Raw genomic sequence first — 19,745 nt, forward strand, 5'->3', positions numbered from 1 at the left:
GGCCGGGCGGACCGGCCGGCGGCGCTCCCGCGTCAGCGGGTGGTGCCGGGCTCGATCCACGTGCGGACGCCGGACGGGACCGGCGTGCGCGGTGCGGCCTCCTTGGCCCGGGCGGGCCTCGCCGTCTTGAGGGCGGCCGGTGCGGCCGTCGGCACGGTCAGCGTGACCTGGCTCTGCAACGCCCCGGGCGCCACCCAGCCGGACAGCGACCCGGCGTAGCCGGTCCCGAACGCCGTGGTCCCGATGACCTGGTTCTGCCGGGTGCCGGTCGGCATGGTGGCCGTCGCCTTCACACCGTTCGGCGCCTGGACGGTGACGGTCCGGTCGATCCGGTAGCCGGTCACCCGGCCGGCCTTGACAGCGGTGTTCCACACGGCCCGGTCGCGCAACTCGATGCCGATGTCGCGCTGGCGCAGGTTCACCAGCGGGGTGTTGTCGGCGTGCAGGGCCGCGTAGTCGCCGATGACGCCGTCGAGGACGGGGTAGGCGATCCGGTCCTCGGCGAGGTTGGACTGGTGGATGAAGTGCGGCCGGGGGTCGCCCGAGAGCACGTGCCCGAGCGCGATGCGCTTCTCCAGCGGCACGATGTGGTCCGCGTACCCGGTGGCGAGGTCGAGCGGCGCGTCGAGGCAGGTGGAGGTGGCGGAGTCCTCGCAGATGCCGCTGCCGCCGTCGGACCTGCGGGTGTAGATCCAGTTGTACTCGTCGACCTGCTCGGCGGTGCGGCCGGCGTTGTAGAAGACGTTCATCGGGTAGCGCGGCACGGTCAGCGAGGGCCCGACCCTGCGCTGGTCGCGGTCGCGGGAGTTGTCCGAGCCGAGCCAGGCGATGCCGTTGTCGGTGAGCGCGCCGGCCAGGTTGGGGTTGTCGTCCGGCTGCTGCGGCAGGACCTTGAGCCCCGAGTGCTCGCCGGTGATCAACTCGTCTTTCTGCAACGGCAGTTTGGCCCTCTCCGCCCAGACGCGGTTGTCGCCGATCTGCGCCTTGATCTCGGCGCGGGTGACGTAGCGCGTGCTGCCGTCGGTGTTCTTCTGGCAGACCCACGGCACCACGGAGACGTCCTGGACGCAGCCGAGGAACGGGTGGTCGTAGGTGTGGTTGATCCAGCGGAACTTCGCCCGGTCGGCGATGAGTTGCTGGGCGAGCGGGTCGGTGCCGCCGTTGAGCGTCTTGTACGTCTCGCTGCCGCCGCCGTTGTACGCGAAGTCGAGGGTGAACTTCTTGTCGGCGGACCACTGGGCGGCGTACCGGGCGTCCTCGCGCGTCATCCGGATGGGGTCGACCTCGCCCGTGCCGGGCTGGCAGTCGACGTCGCCGGGGGTGCAGTTCAGCTCGGTGTCCCACCGGTCGTCGGCGGCGAAGACGTCGTCGACGTGGACGGCGAAGTAGTTCCGCGCGGCGCCGAGATGGACGCCCTGGGTCATCCAGTCGACGATGCCGCGGGCGAGGAGCCGGAACTGCTGCTGGTACTGGTTGTAGACGAACGTGACGACCAGCTCGCGGCGGCCGTCCTTGCGGAACTCGCCGACGACCGTGCCCTTCTCGGCGGTGCCGGGGATCGGCGCCTCGACGTACGAGGTGAAGTCCGCTCCGGCGAGCGGCTTGGCGATGAAGGCGTAACTCTCGCCCACGGTAGGAGAGTTGTCCTCGAAGGGGACGGCCCCGTCGAGGTAGCCGAACGGGCCCGCCTTGCCGGCCGCGGTCACCTCCGCCCGGACCCCGTCGAGCGAGCCGCTGTAGCCGCCGTTGACGGGGTAGTCGAGTCCGACCTCGGGGCGCGCGTAGGTGTAGGCGTCGACCTGCGGGATCGCGTAGGCGCTCTGGTAGGCGGTCAGGGCCGCCGTCTCCGGGCTGTTGTCCCCGAACGGGGCGTCGTTCGGCAGCACCACCGCCTGGTACTTCGCCCGGGGCCGGCCGCCGACGGTGTCCGCGAGGAACGCGGCGTCGATGGTGGGCCGCCCGGCCTTGGTCAGGTCGACGAGCGTGTACGGCGTCCCCGAGCTGTCCAGCTCGGCGGCGATCGCGGCGGTGGCGGGGCCGCCGTCGCTCACCACGAGGATCTTGAGGTCGATGCGCGGTGCGGGCGGCGCGGCCTGGGCGGGCGCGACCATCGTCAGCACGAGCGCGCCGGCCGTCATGGTCAGCGCGGCCGACCGGATCTTGCGAGTCATTCCGTGTGAGTCCTCTCCCCGCACGGAGCGGACCGGACTCCCCGTCCGGTTCCACCCGTGCCCCCCAAGGGCGGCCACCGCGTCAGCGGCGCCCCCCAGGTCCGTTGTTCCGGGACACATACTGAGGCGCGGGGTGAGGGTTTCGTGGGGGCGACGTGAAACGTGGCGGAAACGCGTATGCCTCCGAAGGCATTACCTGACGGTCAACTCCCCTGATAATCAGGCGATTCCGGCCCGTGGCCGCGACCCGTGCGAGCGGTGGCGCACGTCAGGGCGTCGCAAGCGGTTTCCCGCCACACCGGCTGCCGCCAGAGGTATGGACCACATGTGGACATGTGTGCCACATAGTCATTCCGGCCACACCGCCGGATGCGGAGGTCCCCCGAGTTGGCCGAATCGCCGTCCCCGGGACGTCCGCGGTGTGCCCGGCCGCAACCGGTTCATGCCCCGACGGGCTCCCCCGCCCGGCGGCCCGTCGACAGGGCGCCGTGAAGCGTGCACACCGCGTCCGCGCCGTCCTGCTCCTCGGTCAGCGTGCGATGCAGGCAGTCGACGCTGAACACCGGCGCCCAGGACCGGCCCCGGCACTCCGGGTCCACCGGGCACGGCACCTCCACGTCCACCGCCACGTCCCCGTCCCGCACGACGTGCTCCCGCACCGCGAGGCCGATCCGCTGCCGCCCCAGCCGCACCTCCGCGAGCCGGGCCCCGTCCCGCCCGCGCGCGCCCGTCCAGCGCCACAGCGGCAGGATCTTCGCGCCGAACAGCCGCCGCGGCAAGCGCAGTTCGTCCGCGCGGCCGTCCAACCCCAGCGCGTCCTCCCGCGCCCGACTGAGCCGCCGCAGGAACGGCTCGAGCCGCCGCAGCTCGTGCGCGTGCACCACCCGCCCGAACCCCTCCGCGCGGAACGCGGCGGGGTCCGCGGGGCCGGTGTGCGCCAGCACGGCGGTGCGCCGGTGCCGGGCGGCGACGGCCGTCAGCCGCTGTCGGGCGCGCCGGTCCAGCTCCGCGCCGTCCACCACCGTGGGGAGCCCGTGCGCCATCCGGCTCTCCAGGATCCGGCAGAGGATCTCCCACCCCTCGGCCCGATCCCCCGCGACGGCGCCCAGGGTGCTCGGCGACAGCACGTCGTCCTCCGGCCAGGTGGAGGCCAGTGCGGCGGTCTCGCCGACCAGCACGACCAGTGCGTGCGCCTTCATGCGGGCCTCCTTGCGGGGGGGGGGCGGAACTGTAGGACTGTGTGCGGTCGCGGCGCTCGGCACAGCGGGGGGCGGCGGTGCCAAAATCAGCCCGGCGATGGGGTCTCCCCTGCTCGAGCGAAGCCGAGAGCTTGGGGAAGTTCGAGGCCACCGGGCGGAGCCCGGTATCCGCCGGCAGGCGAAACGGCGCCCGCCTGAGGGACTTGGGGAAGGGGTGGTCGGGGGGCGATCCAACCGGGGCGAAGCCCCGGTAAGGGGGCCCGGGTGCGGAGCCCCGGTCCCCCTACGCGACGGTCAGTCGCGGCCGTGGCCGCGTTCGAGCCGGGGCACGGCCAGCGACACCAACTCCCGCGCCTGCTCGGGGAACCAGTGCCCCGCGTCCGGATCGACCATCCCGCGCTCGGGATCCAACGGCCCGCCCGTCCCCCGGTAGCACTTCCCGTCCGACTCCCCCGGGATCTTCACCCACAGCCGCGCCGCGACATACGGATCCCCCGTCGCGAGGGAAGGCCGCGCCCCGGCCCCCCGCCCCGGCGGATTGCACCACACCTCCGCGTCCGCGTACTTCCCCGCCGGCGGCGTCCACGACCCGAGCCCGTTGCGGCTCGTGTCGAGCAGCGCCTTCTTCTGCCGCGCGGGATCCCGCGCGATCCCCACCTCGGCGAAGGCCGCGTCGTAGGCCGCGTCCGTCAGCGTCCACGTGGACGTGTCGTCGAACGTGGCCGGGTAGTACTGGCTGCGGCACGACGCCTCGGGGTACCCCGCGTCCGCGAGCGCGAGGCAGTCGCTCAGCCAGTGCGCGTAGTGCGCCAGCCGATCGTCGGCCTCGTAGTTGGACACGTTCATGAAGAACCCGTCCGCCTTCGCGACGTTCGCCTTGCGCAGCCGCTGCGTCGCGTCCCCGGGGCTCAGCCAGTTGCTCCCCGTCCCGTCGAGGTAGACCGACGTGCGCGGCAGCGCCTTGAGCTGGTCGACCGCGTTCCGCAGTTGCGCGAAGCGCTTGTCGGCCGCGGTCTCCGGGTCCTGGTCGGCGGGTCGACACTTCTCCGGTACGCCGTTGATGTCCGTGTACCAGGGGATGACACCGAGCCCGTCGGGTTCGAGGACGACGATCGCCTCCCGGTTGCCGATCCCCTGGGCCAGCCCCTTGATCCACGCCGCGTACGCCGCCGAGTCGGCCGCGCCGCCCTGCGAGTACAGCGCGCAGTCCCGGAACGGGATGTTGTAGGCGACGAGCACCGGCACCGCGTCCGCCCGGTCGGCCCGCCGCACCAGATCCGCGGCGGAGGCCCGCACCTCCGCGGGGGTGCCCTTGGTGAACCAGGTCGCCGACGGCACCGCGGCCAATGTCAGCGCGTCCTTCCGCGCCTGCCCCTTGAGCTTCGCCGCCGCCTCCACCGTGCTGCTCTCGGGATTGACGTAGATCCGCTTCCCGCCGTGTCCCGGGCCGTGCCCGCCACCGGGACCGCCCCCGTTTCCGCCCCCGTGTCCCGGACGGTCGTCCTGGCCGGGGCGGCCGTCGTGCCCGGAGGCCGCCGCCGGCCCCGTCACCGCGGCGGACGCCACGACGAGGCCCGCGAGGGCCAGCGCCGCGAGGCGCGACGGTGCGGATCGCTGCTCGAATCTGCCTGATCTGGTGGGGCGGACTGTCATGGTGCGGAACTCCTCATCGAGTGGAGACGGGGCGGAACCTGCACGGCCCCGTCCGGACCGGGACGATGCGGCGCTCCCGTGCTGGAAGCGCTCCCGGTCGTTCCCGGTCCGGCGGCTTGGGGAGCATGGTGGCGATCCGGCGAGCGGCGTGTCAATGGCTCGGACCGCACCTTCTTGGGAGCGCTCCCAATCTCGGCGGACACTGCGAAGTCCTGCCCCCTTCCACCGGCCCGCCCGGCTCGGGTACCTTCCGAACTGGAAGCGCTTCCGGGGGGTGGTCGGCTCCGGGCGCGAGCCGTCGGCCAGTGAAAGCGAGCACGTCCCATGGAGAAACCGGCGTCCGGCCGCCAGCCCACGCTCGACGAGGTGGCGCGGCTTGCCGGAGTGTCCCGCTCGGCCGCGTCCCGGGCGATCAACAACGCCCAGCACGTCAGCCGCGCCAAGCGGGAGGCGGTCGGCCGCGCGGTCAAGGAGCTGGGGTACGTACCGAACCTGGCCGCCCGCGGTCTTGTCACCCAGCAGGCCGGCACCGTCGTCCTGGCCGTCTCCAGCAACGACCCGGCCGTGTTCGTCGACGCGTTCTTCGCCCGGGTCATCTTCGGCGTCAGCGCGGCCCTGGAGCGCACGGAGCTGACGCTCACGCTCGTCCTCGCCGGCACGCCCGAGGGCGAGTCGAAGCTCCGCCAGGTCCTGCGCTCGCGCCGCGCCGACGGGGTCATGCTGATGAACCTGCACGGCGACGACCCGCTGGCCAGGCTGGCCGAGCAGATCCCGGTGCCGGTCGTCTTCGGCGGCCGCCCGCTGGTGGGCGAACCGCGCCACTACGTCGACACCGACAACCGCGGCGGCTCCCGGCTGGCGACGGAGCACCTGATCGACACCGGCCACCGGCGGATCGCGACCATCACGGGCCCGCTGGACACGGACGTGGCCCGCACCCGGCACCGCGGCTTCCAGGACGCGATGGCCGTCGCCGGCCTCGACCCGAGCCGGGTCGACCACGGCGACTTCAGCGAGCGCAGCGGCGCGGAGGCGGCGGCCCGGCTGCTGGCCGCGTACCCGGACCTGGACGCGGTGGTCGCCGGCTCGGACAACATGGCCGCGGGCGCGATGCGCGGGCTGAAGGCGTACGGCCGGTCGGTGCCCGACGACGTCAGCGTCGTCGGCTTCGACGACCTGTCGACCGCGCTGCACACCGACCCGCAGCTGACCACCGTCCACCAGCCGATCCAGGCGCTCGGCGGCGAGATGGCCCGCATGCTCACCGCGCTCATCGGCGGCGAGGAGCCGAGCCCGCTGATCCTGCCGACGCACCTGGTCCAGCGCGCCTCGACCCGGTCCCGCGCGGACGCCGCCGCCCCGAGGCCCTGACCGCGGGTCGCCACCCCGAAGCGGCGCTCACGACCCGCGCGCGACCCGCCCCGGGAGCTCCGGTCGTGCCGTGCGGTCGAGTGTCGCGAGCAGGGTGTTGACCGTCACGACCACCGCGAACCCGAGCGCCCAGGCGGGACGGCCGACGGCGAGCAGAGCGAGGGCCGCGGCTCCGAACACCACGGCCTTGACCGCCAGGACTCCCGCCAGGGGCAGCGGTACGCGCGCCCGGGGCGCGGCGAAGGCGCCCCAGAGGACGATCGCCGCGCCGGGGGCGGCGACGGCGAGCAGCAGCGCGAGCGCCGTGGCGTCGACGCTCGCCCAGCCCCACCGGGCGAGCGCGGCGAAGGCGATCAGTTCGAGGACGAAGGCGAGGCCCTCGTTGATCGCATGGAGTGGTCCTGCCAGTCTCATCGGTCGCCGTCCTTGATCACGCACTCGGGGAGAGTCAGTAGACCAGAAGGGCGCGGAAAGCACTTGCCTCAAGTGGACGTCGAGGGTTGCCGTCCTCGGCGGCCCGCCCACCGCGCAGGACCGCGACCTCGCGCGTCGGATGACGGACGCCTGGGTCCGTTCCGCGGCCGCCGGCGATCCCGGCCGGCCGCCGCTGTCCGACGCCGCGGGCCCGGCCCACGTCTGGGACACCCCGGACAGCACCCCGTCACCCGTGGACACCGCCCACCGCGCCGCCCTGTGGCGGGAGTTCGCCCACCGGCCCGCCCGGCGGTGACGTGACGCCGGTGTTAAGGCCGTACGACAACCTCCGCGACGGCTTTGACCCCGCGCCCGCGCGCAGGGATCGTGGCGGACGGACCGCCCCGACGCCCCCGCGGCCGACAGCACAGCACACCGATGGGACAGACATGACGACCGACGTCCGCAACGCGCACTTCCCCGCCGCGCCGCCCACCACCGGGGACGCCGCACGGGGCGAGGCGCCTCCGCTGGACAACCCGGCCTGGGCCGCCCTCAGCGGCGCGCACCGGCACCTGGGCGAGCACGCCGGGGCGGCCGCGCGCTACGCCGCGGACGTCTCCCCGTTCGCCGCCGTCGCCGACCCGGCGGACCCCCGGTCCTGGGCCGACCTGGCGCGGCTGGTCGGGCTCGGTGGGCAGGCCGTCCTCACCGGGTTCACCGACGCGGCCCTCGTCCCGGACGGCTGGCGGTTCGTGGAGAACCTCCCGGGCGTCCAGCTCGTCGCGGACGGCCTGGACTCGGCGGCCGACCCGGAGGCCGTCCGGCTGACCCCCGACGACGTGCCCGAGATGCTGGACCTGGTCCGCCGGACCCAGCCCGGCCCCTTCCTCCCCCGCACGATCGAGATGGGCGCGTACTGGGGCCTGCGCCGGGGCGGCCGGCTGGTCGCGATGGCCGGCGAGCGGCTGAGCCTGCCGGGGCACACCGAGCTGAGCGCCGTCTGCACCGACCCGGACCACCGCGGCGAGGGGCTGGCCGCCCGGCTCGTCCGGCACGTCGCCCAGGGCGTCCGCGACCGCGGCGAGATGCCCTTCCTGCATGCGGCCGCCCGTAACGAGCCGGCGATCCGCCTCTACCTCGCCCTCGGCTTCACCCTCCGCCGCCGCCCGCTGTTCGCCGTCGTCCAGGCGCCGGGCGGTGACGCCACGGCGGCCTGAGCCCTCAGAGCTGCGACCGGCGCTCAGCACGGAGGCGCGCCGAGCGGTGGCCTCCGGCAGGAGCCGACGCAGCGCCGGCTCCGTGCGCGGGCCGGGGTCGACCACGGCGAGCCAGGCGGCCGGGCCGTGGACGGGGTGGACGGCGAGGAGGTCGGGTGCGCCGGGGTCGGCGTCGTCGCGGACGCTGGTGCCGCAGCTGCGGCGGGGGCGGCGGGCCGCGGTCCTGGCCGGCGCGCCGGGCCGAGAACGTCACAGCGCGCTCGGGCCCTGTTCGAGGCCACCGTCGCGATGGGCGCGATCCGCGCGGAGTGACGGCCCGCGGAGACTACGCGCCCTCGATCGTCTCCACCGGCCCCACGTCCTCGCCCGCCAGCGCCGCCGCGCGCAGCTCGGCCAGCTTCTGGAACTCGCCGAGGTCGTAGTTGGCCAGCACGGAGTCGAGGTTGGTGAGCGCGCCCAGGCGCTCGACGAAGCCGTGGGGGTCGTACTCGATCTGCAGGGTGACCCGGCTCGTCGTCGCGCTCAGCCGGTGGAAGGTGACGACCCCGGCGTGGTGCACGCCCTCGGTGGTGCGCCAGGCGATCCGGTCCTCCTCGACCACCTCGGTCAGCTCCGCGACGAAGTTCTTCTCCGCACCGGGCAGCGAGAGCTTCCAGGCGAACAGCCGGTCGCCGAGCGGCTCGACGATGCTGACGTGGCTGAGGAACCGCGGCCACCGCGTGACGTCGCTCCACAGCTCCCACGCGACGGCGACCGGGGCCTCGATGTCGACGGTTTCCACCAGTGAGGACGACATGCACAGCTCCTTCGTTGACGGTTTCGCCCGACCGCCTACCCCCGCCCGGCCCCCGCACGCCGGGCCCCGAGCACCCGGGGCTGCGAGGATGGCCCCTTCCGTGCCAGGGGGGATGCGCAGATGACGACCGTGGGAGCGGCCCGGGCCGCCGCAGCCGACTGGGTGGCCCGCCGTGCCCGTGCGGATCCGGGCTACCGGGGGGCGTACTTCAGCGGCTCGACGGTCGGGCGGCCCGACGGCGCCCCGCTGCCGGCCTCCTCCGACGTCGACGTCATGCTCGTCACCGCCACCGACGACCCGCCCCTGAAGCCGGGCAAGCTCCGCCACGAGGGCGTGCTCCTCGAGGTCAGCCTCGTCCCGTGGTCGGAGCTGGCCTCGGCCGAGCACGTCCTGGGGTCCTACCACCTCGCCGGCGGCTTCCGCACGGACACGGTGATCGACGACCCGACGGGCCGGCTCCGCACGCTCCAGGCGCGCGTCGCCGCCGGCTTCGCGGACCGCAGGTGGGTGCGGCGGCGCTGCCTGGACGCCCGGCTCCGGATCGAGAGCCGGCTGGCGGCGCTCGACATGTCGGCGCCCTTCCACGAGCAGGTGACGGGGTGGCTCTTCCCCACCGGCGTCACCACCCACGTCCTGCTGGTGGCCGCCCTGCGCAACCCGACCGTCCGGCTGCGCTACCCCGCCGCCCGCGAGGTCCTCGCCGCCTACGGCCACCTCGACCTGTACCCGGAGCTGCTCGCCCTGCTCGGCTGCCGGGACCTGCCCGCCGACCGCGTCCGCCACCACCTGGCGGAGCTGGAGGCGACCTTCGATCTGACGGCCCGGGCCGCCGTGACGCCGTTCTTCTTCAGCAGCGACATCACCCCGGGCGCGCGACCGATCGCGATCGACGGCAGCCGCGACCTGATCGAGCGCGGTGACCACCGCGAGGCAATGTTCTGGATCGTCGCCACCTTCGCCCGCTGCCACACGATCCTCGCCGCCGACGCGCCCGAACTGCACCGCGTGCGCGAGCCGGCGTTCCGGGCGGCGGTGGCCGACCTGGGGATCGCGTCCGGGGAGGACATGGTCGGCCGCACCGAGGAGGTCGTGAGCTTCCTGCCCCGCCTGTGGACGGCTGCCGAGGACGTCCTCGCCCGCAACCCGGACGTCAGCGGGTAGCCGTGGCCTGCGGGCCGAGGCGGGCGGCCGGGAGCCGGTCGGTGAAGAAGTCGGCTGCCAACTCGGCGACAGCGTCCGGGCGTTCCAGGACGACCCAGTGGTCGGAGTCGTCGATCGTGGCGAACCGGCTGCCCTCGATCGTGTCCGCGAAGGCCCGCTGGTCGCGGGGGGTGGTGACGGTGTCGTGCTCGCCGGTGAAGACGAGGGTGGTGACGCCTTCGATGCCGCCGGCGAAGTCCGGGCGCTCCTCGGTGGCCCGGCGCAGGGACTGCGCCGCGTGCGGGGAGTCCAGGGCGTGCAGGAAGGACCGGCGGACGTAGCGGCGGGCGAGTTCGCGCCGGTGGACGTGGCGCTGCGGGTCGAGGCACATCAGGCTGTCGGCGGCGAGCGCGGCGAACCCGGTCCGGTCCCCCGCCGTCAGCCGGTCGAAGGCGCGCTGCCAGCGGGCCCGCCCGTCGGCGTCGATGCGGCAGGGGACGCCGCCGAGCATCAGGCGGGCGATCCGCCCGGGGTGCCGGCGGGCGAGCGCGAAGGCGACGGCGGTGCCGTAGGAGAAGCCGAAGAGGTTCACGCGGGGCGCGCCGAGGTCGTCGACGATCGCGGCGAGCGCGCGGGCCAGGAGGTCGACGCCGGGGCCGTCGGGCAGCGGGTCCGCGCTGCCCATGCCGGGCAGGTCCGCGGTGACGACGCTCGCCAGCGGTCCGAGCGTCTCGTCCATGACGGGCCAGCCGTGCATGCCCTGGAGCGCGCCGCCGAGGACGACGACCGGCTCGGTGACGGGGTCGGGCTGCCGCAGCAGCCGGTAGGAGTAGCCGACGCCCTCCACCGACAGCGGTCGGACGGTCTCGCGCAGCGGGGGCGCCTCCAGCGCCGGGGCGCTGCTCATGCGCGGCGCAGCACGAGCGCGGCGTTGTGTCCGCCGAAGCCGAGCGAGGTGTTGACGGCGTGCTCGAAGAAGCCCTGCTGCGCGTGCTTGGCGACGATCCCGATCGGGATCTCCGGGTCCGGCACGGTGAGGTTGGCCGTCGGCGGGACGAGCTGGTGCTGGAGGGCGAGCACGGTCAGCGCCGTCTCGATGCCGCCGGCCGCGCCGAGCGCGTGCCCCGTCATCGCCTTGGTGGAGGTGACCAGGGCCCGGTCGCCGAGCACCCGGTGGAGCACGCGGGCCTCGGTGAGGTCGTTGGAGACGGTGGAGGTGCCGTGCGCGTTGACGTGGCCGATGTCGCCGCCGCTCACCCCCGCGTCGGCGAGGGCCGTGCGCAGGGCGTGCTCGACGCCGCGCCCCTCGGGGTCGGGCGCGACGGCGGAGTGGGCGTCGCTGGAGGCCCCGTAGCCGACGATGTCGGCGCGGACGCGGGCGCCGCGGGCGCGGGCGTGGTCGGCGCGTTCCATGACGACGAGTCCGGCGCCCTCGCCGACGACGAAGCCGTCGCGCTCGGCGTCGAAGGGGCGGCAGGCGCCGGTGATGTCGTCGCGGCGGGTGGAGACCGCCTTCAGGCTGCAGGCGCTGGCGATCAGGAGGCGGGAGCGAACCGATTCCGCACCGCCGGCGATGACGATGTCCGCCGCGCCCACGCGCAGCAGCTGGTGCGCGGTCCCGATCGCGACCGTGCCCGAGCTGCACGCGGTGGACACGGCCTGGCTGGGGCCGTGCGTCCCGAGGTCCATGGACACACTGCTGGCCGCGCTGTTGACGGTGGTGAGCGGGGCCAGTTTGGGCGAGACGCGGCGGGCGCCGCGCTCCATGAGTACGGTGTGCTGCTCGTCGTAGTACGGCAGTCCGCCGTGCGCGGAGCCGATGACGACGGCGACCCGCCGGCTGTCCCAGACGGCGGGGTCGAGTCCGGCGTCCCGGACGGCCTCGCGGGCCGCGACGACGGCGAGTTGGGCGAACCGGTCGGTCATCCGGGTGACGGGCACGCCGAGTTCGGCGACGGGATCGAAGCCTTCGACGGTGTACATGAAGTCGCAGGTCAGGCCGTCGAGTTCGGCGGGCCGGGTGACCGAGGGGGTCGCCCCGGACCGGGTCGCCGTCTGCCAGGTGGCGTCGGCGCCGATGCCCGCGGCGGTGACCAGACCGAGGCCGGTGACGGCCGAGGCGAAGGGTTCGGCGGCCCGTGCGGCCGTCACCGGGCAGCCCGGCCGCACTGCGCCTCGACGGCGGCGACGAGCTGGCCGACGCTGTCCCGGGAGGTCAACGCGACGTCCTCCAGGTCGACTTCGAGCCGGTCCTCGATGAGCAGGCGCAGCTCCTCCAGGGCGAGGGAGTCCATCCGCAGCCGGTGGAGCGGCGCCTCGGGACGCACGGCGTCCGGGGCCACCCCGAACCTGCTCACCAGCAAGGCACTGATCTCTTCCGCTGCCGTACTCACCCGGTGCTCCTCCGCCGTATTGTCGGGAAGGCACATTTCTACGGCACCGGGCGCGGGCCGGGCCGCCAGGTTCCCCCGTACGGGGGTCGGAGCGCGGATGTGCGATTTCCGTCGCGCCGCGACGGCCCCGGAAGCGCCGCGTGCCGCCCGTCGCGGGGAGCGGGCGGCACGGGGCGTCATCGGCGGGGGTTCACCAGGGGCTCAGCGCTCCGGGCGCAGCCACACCGTGGCCAGCGGCGGCAGGGTGAGCGTCAGCGAGTGGGAGCGGCCGTGGCTGGGCTCCGAACTTGCCTCCAGGACACCGGGGTTGCGGACGTCGCTGCCGCCGTAGCGGAGCTCGTCGGTGTTGAGCACCTCGACCCAGCGGGTGTACCCGTCGGGCAGTCCGAGCCGGTAGTCGGCGCGGACGGCCGGCGAGAAGTGCGCGACGGCGAGCAGCGGGCTGCCGTCGGCGGCGTGCCGGAGGTAGGCGAGGACGTTGTCCTCGCCGGCGTCGGAGGTGATCCAGGAGAAGCCCGCCGGCTCGGTGTCGCGCTCCCACAGCGCCGGGGTGCCGGCGTACTGCGTGTTGAGCTCGCGCACGAGGTCGAGGACCCCGCGGTGGTCGTCCTCGGCGCCGTACTCCGGGTCGAGGAGGTGCCAGTCGAGGCCGTGGGCCTCGGACCACTCGGCGCCCTGCGCGAACTCCTGCCCCATGAACAGGAGTTGCTTGCCGGGGTGGGACCACATGAAGCCGAGGTAGGCGCGGGCGTTGGCCCTGCGCTGCCACCAGTCGCCGGGCATCTTCGACACCAGCGACTGCTTGCCGTGCACGACCTCGTCGTGGGACAGCGGCAGCAGGTAGTTCTCGCTGTAGGCGTACACCATCGAGAACGTCATCTCGTTGTGGTGGTACTTGCGGTGGATCGGCTCCTTGGCGATGTACTGGAGCGAGTCGTGGGACCAGCCCATGTTCCACTTCAGGCCGAAGCCGAGCCCGCCGTACTGCGTCTGCTGGGTCACGCCGCCCCAGGCGGTGGACTCCTCGGCGAGGGTGACGACGCCGGGGCAGCGGCGGTAGAGGGTCGCGTTGGTCTCCTGGAGGAAGGCCATCGCGTCGAGGTTCTCCCGCCCGCCGTACTGGTTGGGGACCCAGTCGCCGTTCTCGCGGGAGTAGTCGAGGTAGAGCATCGAGGCGACGGCGTCGACGCGCAGCCCGTCGATGTGGAACTCCTCGCACCAGTACACGGCGTTGGCGACGAGGAAGTTGCGGACCTCGGTACGGCCGTGGTCGAAGACCAGGGTGCCCCAGTCGGGGTGCTCGGCGCGGCGGGCGTCCCCGGGCTCGTAGAGCGGCTCGCCGTCGAAGCGGGCGAGCGCCCAGTCGTCCTTGGGGAAGTGCGCGGGCACCCAGTCGACGATGACGCCGATGCCGGCCCGGTGCAGAGAGTCGACGAGGTACCGGAAGTCGTCCGGGGTGCCAAGGCGGGCGGTCGGGGCGTAGAAGCCGGTGACCTGGTAGCCCCAGGAGCCGCCGAAGGGGTGCTCGGCGACGGGCATGAACTCCACGTGCGTGAAGCCGAGGTCCTTGACGTAGGCGGTGAGCGCGGTGGCGAGCTCGCGGTAGCCGAGGCCCGGCCGCCAGGACGGCAGGTGGACCTCGTACACCGACATCGGGGCCTGGTGGACCGGTACGTCTCCGCGCCGGGCCATCCACTCGGCGTCGTCCCACGCGTAGGAGGACTCGGTGACGACCGACGAGGTGGCCGGGGGCGCCTCGGTGCGGCGGGCCATCGGGTCGACCTTGAGGGTGTGGGAGCCGTCGCGGCAGGCGATGTCGAACTTGTAGAGCGCGCCGTCGCCGATCTCCGGCAGGAACAGCTCCCACACACCGGTGGAGCCGAGGGAGCGCATCGGCTGGGCGGTGCCGTCCCAGTGGCAGAAGTCGCCGGTGACCCTGACGCCGAGGGCGTTGGGCGCCCACACGGTGAAGCGGGTGCCGGTGACGCCCTCGTGGGTCATGGGGACGGCGCCGAGCGCCTTCCACAGCTGCTCGTGCCGGCCCTCGCCGATGAGGTGCAGGTCGAGCTCGCCGAGGGCGGGCGACAGCCGGTAGGCGTCGTGGACCTCGCGCTCGTGGCCCTCGTAGCCGACCAGGAGGGTGTAGGCGGGGATCGCGTCGAGCGGCAGGACGGCGGAGAACAGGCCGTCGCCCTCGGAGACGAGGTCGGTGCGGTCGCCGTCGATGAGGACGGCGACGGACTCGGCGAAGGGGCGCAGCGCCCGGAAGGCGATGCCGTCGGGGACGGGGTGCGCGCCGAGCAGGGCGTGCGGGTCGTGGTGGGCGCCGGCCAGGAGCCGCGCGCGGTCGGCGGGGTCCAGGGGAGCGGTCGGCTGGAGCGGCTCGGTCGGCGCGGCCTCGGCGCGGACGGCGGCCTCGGGCCGGACGGCGGCCTCGGGCCGGACGGCGGCCTCCGCCGGGAGGGTCTCCGCTGCGGGCCTCGCCGCCTTCGCCGTCCGCGCGGCCTTCGCGCCCTTGGCGGCCGCGGGCTTGGCGGCGGACTTCGTCGCCGGCTTCCCGGCGGCCTTCGTCGCGGGCTTCGCGCCGGCCGCGGTGCCGGTCCTGGCGCGGCTCTTCTTCGCCCCGGTGCCGGTGGGACGGGCCTCCTCCGGGTCCGGCGTGAGCTCGGTGAGCGGAAGGGACGGCTCTGAAACGGTGATGTCGCGGGGTGCCACGGGTTCAGCCTCCAATCGGTACAGGGACGGGGTGCGGGGCCGGGGCCCGGGTGCCGGAGCGAGCGGGCCCCCGGGATATGGACGCGAGGACCCCGGCGGCCCGGCCCGCCGGGTCCGCCGCGAGGCGGCCGTCAGCGCTCACGGGCCAGCCGTTCGATCGCCGCCATCGGCACCGGCAGCCAGTCGGGGCGGTGCCGGGCCTCGTAGAGGAGTTCGTAGACGGCCCGGTCGGTCTCGTAGGCCCGCAGCAGCTCCGGTTCGTCGCGCGGGTCCCAGCCGGCCGCGGCCGCGTAGCCGGCGCAGAAGTCCGCGCGGCGGGCGTCGGCCCATTCGGGGTGCCAGGGGCGGCTGGTGCGGGCGGCGTAGTCGAACGAGCGGAGCATGCCGGCGACGTCGCGCAGGGGGGACTGGACGCGGCGGCGCTCGGCGAGCGGGCGGGCCGGTTCGCCCTCGAAGTCGATGACGTACCAGCGGTGCCCGGTCCGCAGCACCTGCCCGAGGTGCAGGTCGCCGTGGACGCGCTGGTCGGGGCGGCGCCCCTCCAGGCCTTCGAGCGCGTCGAAGGCGTCGCGCAGGCCGGGGACGAAGGGCCGCAGTTCGGGGACGGCGCGGGCGGTGGCCGCGAGCCGCTCCCGCATGCCGGCCGCGGTCCCGCCGTCCCGGCGGGCGGGGGGCGTCGCGCGGGGGAACGCCTGGGCGAGGGCGACGTGCACCTCGGCGGTGGCCCGGCCCAGTTCGTACGCCTCGGCGGAGAAGTCGGTGCCCGGGCCCCGGCGGGGCTCCAGCGAGGCGAGGGCCAGCGTCCAGCCGTCGGCGGCGTCCCGCAGGAAGGGCTGCAGCACGCCGAGGGTGGCGTTCGACGGTTCGGACGTCCGGAGCCAGGCGGCCGGGGCGGGCACCCGGGTGCAGCCCTGGCGGGCGAGCGCCCAGGGCACCTCCAGGTCGGGGTTGACGCCCGGCTGGACGCGGCGGAGCACCTTCAGGATGAACGCGTCGCCGTACACCAGGGAGGTGTTGGACTGCTCGGCGTCGAGCACCCGCGGGACGAGGCCCTCGGGGATCGCGGTAGCGGAGCGTTCGAAGCGGAGCGGGCCGAGGGTACCGCCGGTGCGCAGCCGGTCCAGGAGGGCGCCGGCGGACTCCGGGTCCCGCAGCGCGTCGTAGATCTCCAGGCCGGCGAGCGGGCCGAGGGCGGCTCTGCCGATCCGGGCGGGGGCGAGCTCGTCGGGCAGCTCCTCCCGCGCGCCGATGAGGAGTTGGTAGCAGTCGTCGGCCGGGGCGTCGCCCGGCCGGTCGCCGCCGTCGGCCGGCGCGTGCTCGGTGCAGACGATCAGGTGCAGGCAGCCGGGGTGGAGTTCGGTGCTGGACAGGATCGTCAGCCCGGTCACCTCCCGGCCCTTGCCCGCGAACCACCGCTGCCGGGGCAGCCAGTCGTGGAGCAGTCCGGAGAGCGAGGTCAGCAGGGCGGGAAGGCTGGGGCTTGCCGGACGGAGGGATGCGGTCTTCGGCATGGCGACACGTCCTTTCGACGGCTGACGGGTGACATCACGCGGTCGGCGAGGACTGATCCCGCAGCACGGCGAAAAGGTGAGCGGGGGCACTGTCCGGTTCGAGGCGTACGTAGTTGGCGCTGCCCCAGTCGTACGTCGCTCCGGTGAGCTCGTCACGCACCGACACGGATTCGTCTGCGCCGACACCGAGATGTGTGAGGTCCAGGTGGACGGTTCCCTCCTGTGCGCGGTGCGGGTCGAGGTTGACGACGACCAGCACGGTGTCGGCGCCGGAGCGCTTGCTGTAGGCGATCAGCTGCTCGTTGTCGACGCGGTGGAAGTGCAGGTTCCGCAGCTGGTGGAGGGCCGGGTGGTCGCGCCGGAAGGCGTTCAGGGCGGTGATCAGCGGGGCCAGCGTGCGGCCCTCGCGATCGGCGGCCGCCCAGTCGCGCGGGCGCAGTTCGTACTTCTCCGAGTGCAGGTACTCCTCGCCGCCCGCGCGCAGCGGGGTGTTCTCGTACAGCTCGTAGCCGGCGTAGACGCCCCAGGACGGGGAGAGGGTGGCGGCCAGGACGGCGCGCGCCGCGAAGGCGGGGCGGCCGCCGTGCTGGAGGTACTCGGGGAGGATGTCGGGGGTGTTGACGAAGAAGTTGGGCCGCAGGTAGGCGCCGGTCTCCTCGCACAGCTCGGTGAGGTACTCCGTCAGCTCCGCCTTGGTGTTGCGCCACGTGAAGTACGTGTAGGACTGCTGGAACCCGCCCCGGGCCAGCGCCCTCATCGCCGCGGGGCGGGTGAACGCCTCGGCGAGGAACACGATGTCGGGGTCGGTGCGGTTGACCTCGCCGATCACCCGCTCCCAGAACACGACGGGCTTGGTGTGCGGGTTGTCGACGCGGAAGATCCGCACCCCGCGGTCCGACCAGAACCGCACGATGCGGACCGTCTCGTCGACGAGGCCCGGCAGGTCGGTGTCGAAGTCCAGGGGGAAGATGTCCTGGTATTTCTTCGGCGGGTTCTCGGCGTAGGCGATGGTGCCGTCGGTGCGGTGCCGGAACCACTCGGGGTGCTTCTCCACCCACGGGTGGTCCGGGGAGCACTGGAGCGCAAGGTCGAGGGCGATCTCCAGGCCCACGGCCCGGGCGGCGGCCACGAAGTGGTCGAAGTCCTCCAGGGTGCCGAGGTCGGGGTGGACCGCGTCGTGGCCGCCCTCGGGGGAGCCGATCGCCCAGGGGGCGCCGACGTCCAGGGGGCTCGCGGAGAGGGTGTTGTCCGGGCCCTTGCGGAAGGTGGTCCCGATGGGGTGGATCGGCGGGAGGTAGAGCACGTCGAAGCCCATCGCGGCGACGGCGGGAAGCCGCTGCTCAGCGGTCCGGAAGGTGCCGCTGACGGGTGCCTCGCCGTCGCGGACGACGGCCCCCTCGGAGCGCGGGAACAGCTCGTACCAGGCCCCGTAAAGGGCCCGTTCGCGCTCGACGAGCAGCGGCATCGGGGCGGAGCGGGAGAGCCGTTCGCGCAGCGGGTGGGCGGCGAGGGCGGCGTCGACGGGGTCGGTGAGCGCGGCGGCGAGCCGGTCGGCCGGCGGGCGGGAGTCGTCGCGCAGCGCCTCGGCCGCGTAGAGGACGGCCCGGCGGCCGGATCCCTCGGGCACGCGTGCGGCGGCCCGGTCGAGGAGGTCGGCGCCCTCCTCGAGCACGAGCGCGGTGTCGATGTCCGCCGGGATCTTGACGGCGGCGGCGCGTCGCCAGGCCGTGACCGGGTCGCTCCACGCCTCGACCGTGTACGTCCAGTCGCCGGGCGCGTCCGGGGTGACGTCCGCGCTCCACCGGTCGCTGCCGGGGTCGAGTTCGCGCATCGGCGTCCAGGGGCCCGGGTGGCCCTCGGGGTCGGTGAGCAGCACGTTGGCGGCGACCGCGTCGTGGCCCTCGCCGAAGAGGGTGGCGGAGACCTGGAAGGTCTCCCCCACCACGGCCTTGGCGGGCCGCCGGCCGCAGTCGACGGCCGGCGCGACGTCCACGACGGGGACCCGCCCCGAGAACGGGCGGCCCGTCACCCGAGGTCCGGCCGTCCGCGCGGTCACGAGCCCGGCCTGACGTAGGCCAGCGACGGCGAGGGGGTGTGCCGGCGGGTGATGGCGGGGGGACGCAGGTAGCGCTCGGCGGCGTCGGCCGCCTCGCGGGCGCAGCGCTTGCCCATCAGGGTGCGCAAGCCGATTCCGGCGTCCTCGAAGTTGCCGCGCACCGCGCGGTCGCAGGGCGCGACCAGCAGGGTGCGCTCCCACGTCCGGTAGCGCTCCAGACGGCTCATGACCTCGGGTTTGGCGGGCAGCAGCATGGCGCTGGTCACCTTTCCGCTCGTGGACCGTGCACGGGGCAGCCTGATGGCGCGGAGGGCCGGACACGGGGAGGCAGCGACCAGTGACGGTGTGTCGCGCCTTCCTCCATCCTGCACGGGTCCGGCCCGGTCGTCCTGTCGGAGGACGCCGCCCCCGACCGCCGTCGGTCACCCGCCGGAGCGCTCGGGTTGCACGTCCGGCGGAGTGCTCCCACCCTGAGGAGTGACTGTCGAGCGATCGACGCTCACGCTTCGTGACGGGGTCCGGCCCGCCAGGGCCGGGGAGGCGTGGGTACCGCCGGTGAGGAGCCGAAGCGATGAGATCCGCAGTGCCCCGCTACTACCACCTCGACGTCGAGGTGACCCCGGAGCGCGTCGGGCAGGTCAGGCGCATCCTGACCGCCCACCTCCGGTACTGGAAGCTCGGTCATCTGGCCGGGTCCGTGTGCCACTGCGTCGAGGTGCTGCTGCACACGATCGACGAGCACGCGAAGGACAAGAGCGTCGTCATCGAGACGTGGTGGAACGGCCACCACCTCATCACGGCCGTCTCGTACCGCGAGCGCGACCTGCCGATGCCGCACTACGAGCCGTCCGGTTGCCTGGCGCAGATCGCCGCGCACAGCGACGGCTGGGGCGGCTGCGCGACGGCCGACGGCGGGAAGATCATCTGGTTCTCCCGCCGCGACCGCGCCGCCGAACGCGCCCCGCTGGTCGCCGTGGCGCCGGTGCCGGACGCCGACGAGAGCCTCGACGTGCCGCGTACGCCGCGGGCGCCCGCTCTCGTCGGCTCGCGCCTCGACGACGCGGCGGCGCTGCTCGTCGCGGAGCCGCCCGCGGCCGAGGCCGCGC

The 19,745-nt window shown here is 74.2% G+C and carries 17 protein-coding genes and 1 pseudogene; 5 read left to right on the plus strand and 13 right to left on the minus strand.

The window, feature by feature from the left end:
- Positions 1 to 32 precede the first annotated feature (32 nt).
- The 3 genes from ACFWEG_RS21820 to ACFWEG_RS21830 form a co-directional block, all read right to left on the minus strand.
- Entirely contained in the window at positions 33 to 2,171 is a 2,139-nt protein-coding gene (locus tag ACFWEG_RS21820) for a hypothetical protein (RefSeq protein WP_387217683.1), read from the minus strand.
- Between the two features lie 440 nt (positions 2,172 to 2,611).
- Complete coding sequence (locus tag ACFWEG_RS21825) at positions 2,612 to 3,370, minus strand: ATP/GTP-binding protein (protein ID WP_387217685.1); 759 nt, start codon at positions 3,368 to 3,370, stop codon at positions 2,612 to 2,614.
- A 294-nt stretch (positions 3,371 to 3,664) separates the two neighbouring features.
- On the minus strand, positions 3,665 to 5,023 hold the full coding sequence (locus tag ACFWEG_RS21830) for a glycoside hydrolase family 6 protein (protein ID WP_387217687.1): 1,359 nt from the start codon (positions 5,021 to 5,023) through the stop codon (positions 3,665 to 3,667).
- Between the two features lie 324 nt (positions 5,024 to 5,347).
- On the opposite strand from ACFWEG_RS21830, the gene ACFWEG_RS21835 reads away from it, so the two are divergent.
- Positions 5,348 to 6,394 (plus strand): LacI family DNA-binding transcriptional regulator, encoded by a 1,047-nt coding sequence (locus ACFWEG_RS21835; RefSeq protein WP_387217690.1) that lies wholly within the window; start codon positions 5,348 to 5,350, stop codon positions 6,392 to 6,394.
- 27 nt (positions 6,395 to 6,421) lie between these two features.
- Here ACFWEG_RS21835 and ACFWEG_RS21840 read toward each other — a convergent pair whose 3' ends face one another.
- Positions 6,422 to 6,808, minus strand: coding sequence for a YrdB family protein (locus tag ACFWEG_RS21840; protein ID WP_387217693.1), 387 nt, complete (start codon positions 6,806 to 6,808; stop codon positions 6,422 to 6,424).
- Between the two features lie 139 nt (positions 6,809 to 6,947).
- Between ACFWEG_RS21840 and ACFWEG_RS21845 the strand changes: the two genes are divergently transcribed.
- Together ACFWEG_RS21845 and ACFWEG_RS21850 are read left to right on the plus strand one after the other, a co-directional pair.
- Positions 6,948 to 7,124 carry a hypothetical protein gene (locus ACFWEG_RS21845; RefSeq protein WP_387217696.1) on the plus strand — a complete coding sequence of 59 codons (177 nt, stop codon included), beginning with the start codon at positions 6,948 to 6,950 and terminating at the stop codon, positions 7,122 to 7,124.
- A 133-nt stretch (positions 7,125 to 7,257) separates the two neighbouring features.
- Complete coding sequence (locus tag ACFWEG_RS21850) at positions 7,258 to 8,028, plus strand: GNAT family N-acetyltransferase (RefSeq protein WP_387217699.1); 771 nt, start codon at positions 7,258 to 7,260, stop codon at positions 8,026 to 8,028.
- A gap of 99 nt (positions 8,029 to 8,127) precedes the next feature.
- On the opposite strand, the pseudogene ACFWEG_RS21855 reads toward ACFWEG_RS21850, so the two are convergent.
- Positions 8,128 to 8,175, minus strand: a pseudogene (locus ACFWEG_RS21855) (hypothetical protein); the annotation flags it as partial.
- A gap of 178 nt (positions 8,176 to 8,353) precedes the next feature.
- Positions 8,354 to 8,824 (minus strand): SRPBCC family protein, encoded by a 471-nt coding sequence (locus ACFWEG_RS21860; protein ID WP_387217701.1) that lies wholly within the window; start codon positions 8,822 to 8,824, stop codon positions 8,354 to 8,356.
- A 120-nt stretch (positions 8,825 to 8,944) separates the two neighbouring features.
- On the opposite strand from ACFWEG_RS21860, the gene ACFWEG_RS21865 reads away from it, so the two are divergent.
- Complete coding sequence (locus tag ACFWEG_RS21865) at positions 8,945 to 9,985, plus strand: hypothetical protein (RefSeq protein ID WP_387217703.1); 1,041 nt, start codon at positions 8,945 to 8,947, stop codon at positions 9,983 to 9,985.
- On the opposite strand, the gene ACFWEG_RS21870 is transcribed toward ACFWEG_RS21865, so the two are convergent.
- The 7 genes from ACFWEG_RS21870 to ACFWEG_RS21900 all read right to left on the minus strand — a co-directional run bounded on the left by ACFWEG_RS21870 (position 9,975) and on the right by ACFWEG_RS21900 (position 18,893).
- Complete coding sequence (locus ACFWEG_RS21870) at positions 9,975 to 10,871, minus strand: alpha/beta fold hydrolase (RefSeq protein ID WP_387217705.1); 897 nt, start codon at positions 10,869 to 10,871, stop codon at positions 9,975 to 9,977. The two genes, ACFWEG_RS21865 and ACFWEG_RS21870, sit on opposite strands and share 11 nt — an antisense overlap.
- Positions 10,868 to 12,115: a beta-ketoacyl-[acyl-carrier-protein] synthase family protein gene (locus tag ACFWEG_RS21875; RefSeq protein WP_387217707.1), complete on the minus strand. Its 1,248-nt coding sequence runs from the start codon at positions 12,113 to 12,115 to the stop codon at positions 10,868 to 10,870. Before ACFWEG_RS21875 ends, ACFWEG_RS21870 begins: the two co-directional genes overlap by 4 nt.
- Positions 12,112 to 12,357 (minus strand): acyl carrier protein, encoded by a 246-nt coding sequence (locus tag ACFWEG_RS21880; protein ID WP_387217709.1) that lies wholly within the window; start codon positions 12,355 to 12,357, stop codon positions 12,112 to 12,114. The genes ACFWEG_RS21875 and ACFWEG_RS21880 overlap by 4 nt, the downstream gene beginning before the upstream one ends.
- Before the next feature lie 201 nt (positions 12,358 to 12,558).
- Positions 12,559 to 15,072 (minus strand): 1,4-alpha-glucan branching protein GlgB, encoded by a 2,514-nt coding sequence (gene glgB, locus ACFWEG_RS21885; RefSeq protein ID WP_387217712.1) that lies wholly within the window; start codon positions 15,070 to 15,072, stop codon positions 12,559 to 12,561.
- 131 nt (positions 15,073 to 15,203) lie between these two features.
- On the minus strand, positions 15,204 to 16,583 hold the full coding sequence (locus tag ACFWEG_RS21890; protein WP_387217714.1) for a maltokinase: 1,380 nt from the start codon (positions 16,581 to 16,583) through the stop codon (positions 15,204 to 15,206).
- A gap of 34 nt (positions 16,584 to 16,617) precedes the next feature.
- Positions 16,618 to 18,612 (minus strand): alpha-1,4-glucan--maltose-1-phosphate maltosyltransferase, encoded by a 1,995-nt coding sequence (locus ACFWEG_RS21895; RefSeq protein WP_387217717.1) that lies wholly within the window; start codon positions 18,610 to 18,612, stop codon positions 16,618 to 16,620.
- Positions 18,613 to 18,635: 23 nt separating this feature from the next.
- A complete protein-coding gene (locus ACFWEG_RS21900) occupies positions 18,636 to 18,893 on the minus strand; it encodes a DUF5133 domain-containing protein (protein WP_387217722.1) in 258 nt (85 codons plus the stop codon).
- A 317-nt stretch (positions 18,894 to 19,210) separates the two neighbouring features.
- Between ACFWEG_RS21900 and ACFWEG_RS21905 the strand changes: the two genes are divergently transcribed.
- Positions 19,211 to 19,745, plus strand: a 535-nt coding sequence (locus tag ACFWEG_RS21905; protein ID WP_387217720.1) for a pep a2, incomplete at its 3' end; no start/stop codon positions are given.

Source organism: Streptomyces sp. NPDC060194 (assembly GCF_042728285.1).
GTDB lineage: Bacteria > Actinomycetota > Actinomycetes > Streptomycetales > Streptomycetaceae > Streptomyces.

Bases quoted from the DNA above. Each gene is read 5' to 3' on its own strand.
- ACFWEG_RS21820 (WP_387217683.1), bottom strand. From the start codon at position 2,171: ATGACTCGCAAGATCCGGTCGGCCGCGCTGACCATGACGGCCGGCGCG.
- ACFWEG_RS21825 (WP_387217685.1), bottom strand. From the start codon at position 3,370: ATGAAGGCGCACGCACTGGTCGTGCTGGTCGGCGAGACCGCCGCACTG.
- ACFWEG_RS21830 (WP_387217687.1), bottom strand. From the start codon at position 5,023: ATGACAGTCCGCCCCACCAGATCAGGCAGATTCGAGCAGCGATCCGCA.
- ACFWEG_RS21835 (WP_387217690.1), top strand. From the start codon at position 5,348: ATGGAGAAACCGGCGTCCGGCCGCCAGCCCACGCTCGACGAGGTGGCG.
- ACFWEG_RS21840 (WP_387217693.1), bottom strand. From the start codon at position 6,808: ATGAGACTGGCAGGACCACTCCATGCGATCAACGAGGGCCTCGCCTTC.
- ACFWEG_RS21845 (WP_387217696.1), top strand. From the start codon at position 6,948: ATGACGGACGCCTGGGTCCGTTCCGCGGCCGCCGGCGATCCCGGCCGG.
- ACFWEG_RS21850 (WP_387217699.1), top strand. From the start codon at position 7,258: ATGACGACCGACGTCCGCAACGCGCACTTCCCCGCCGCGCCGCCCACC.
- ACFWEG_RS21860 (WP_387217701.1), bottom strand. From the start codon at position 8,824: ATGTCGTCCTCACTGGTGGAAACCGTCGACATCGAGGCCCCGGTCGCC.
- ACFWEG_RS21865 (WP_387217703.1), top strand. From the start codon at position 8,945: ATGACGACCGTGGGAGCGGCCCGGGCCGCCGCAGCCGACTGGGTGGCC.
- ACFWEG_RS21870 (WP_387217705.1), bottom strand. From the start codon at position 10,871: ATGAGCAGCGCCCCGGCGCTGGAGGCGCCCCCGCTGCGCGAGACCGTC.
- ACFWEG_RS21890 (WP_387217714.1), bottom strand. From the start codon at position 16,583: ATGCCGAAGACCGCATCCCTCCGTCCGGCAAGCCCCAGCCTTCCCGCC.
- ACFWEG_RS21900 (WP_387217722.1), bottom strand. From the start codon at position 18,893: ATGCTGCTGCCCGCCAAACCCGAGGTCATGAGCCGTCTGGAGCGCTAC.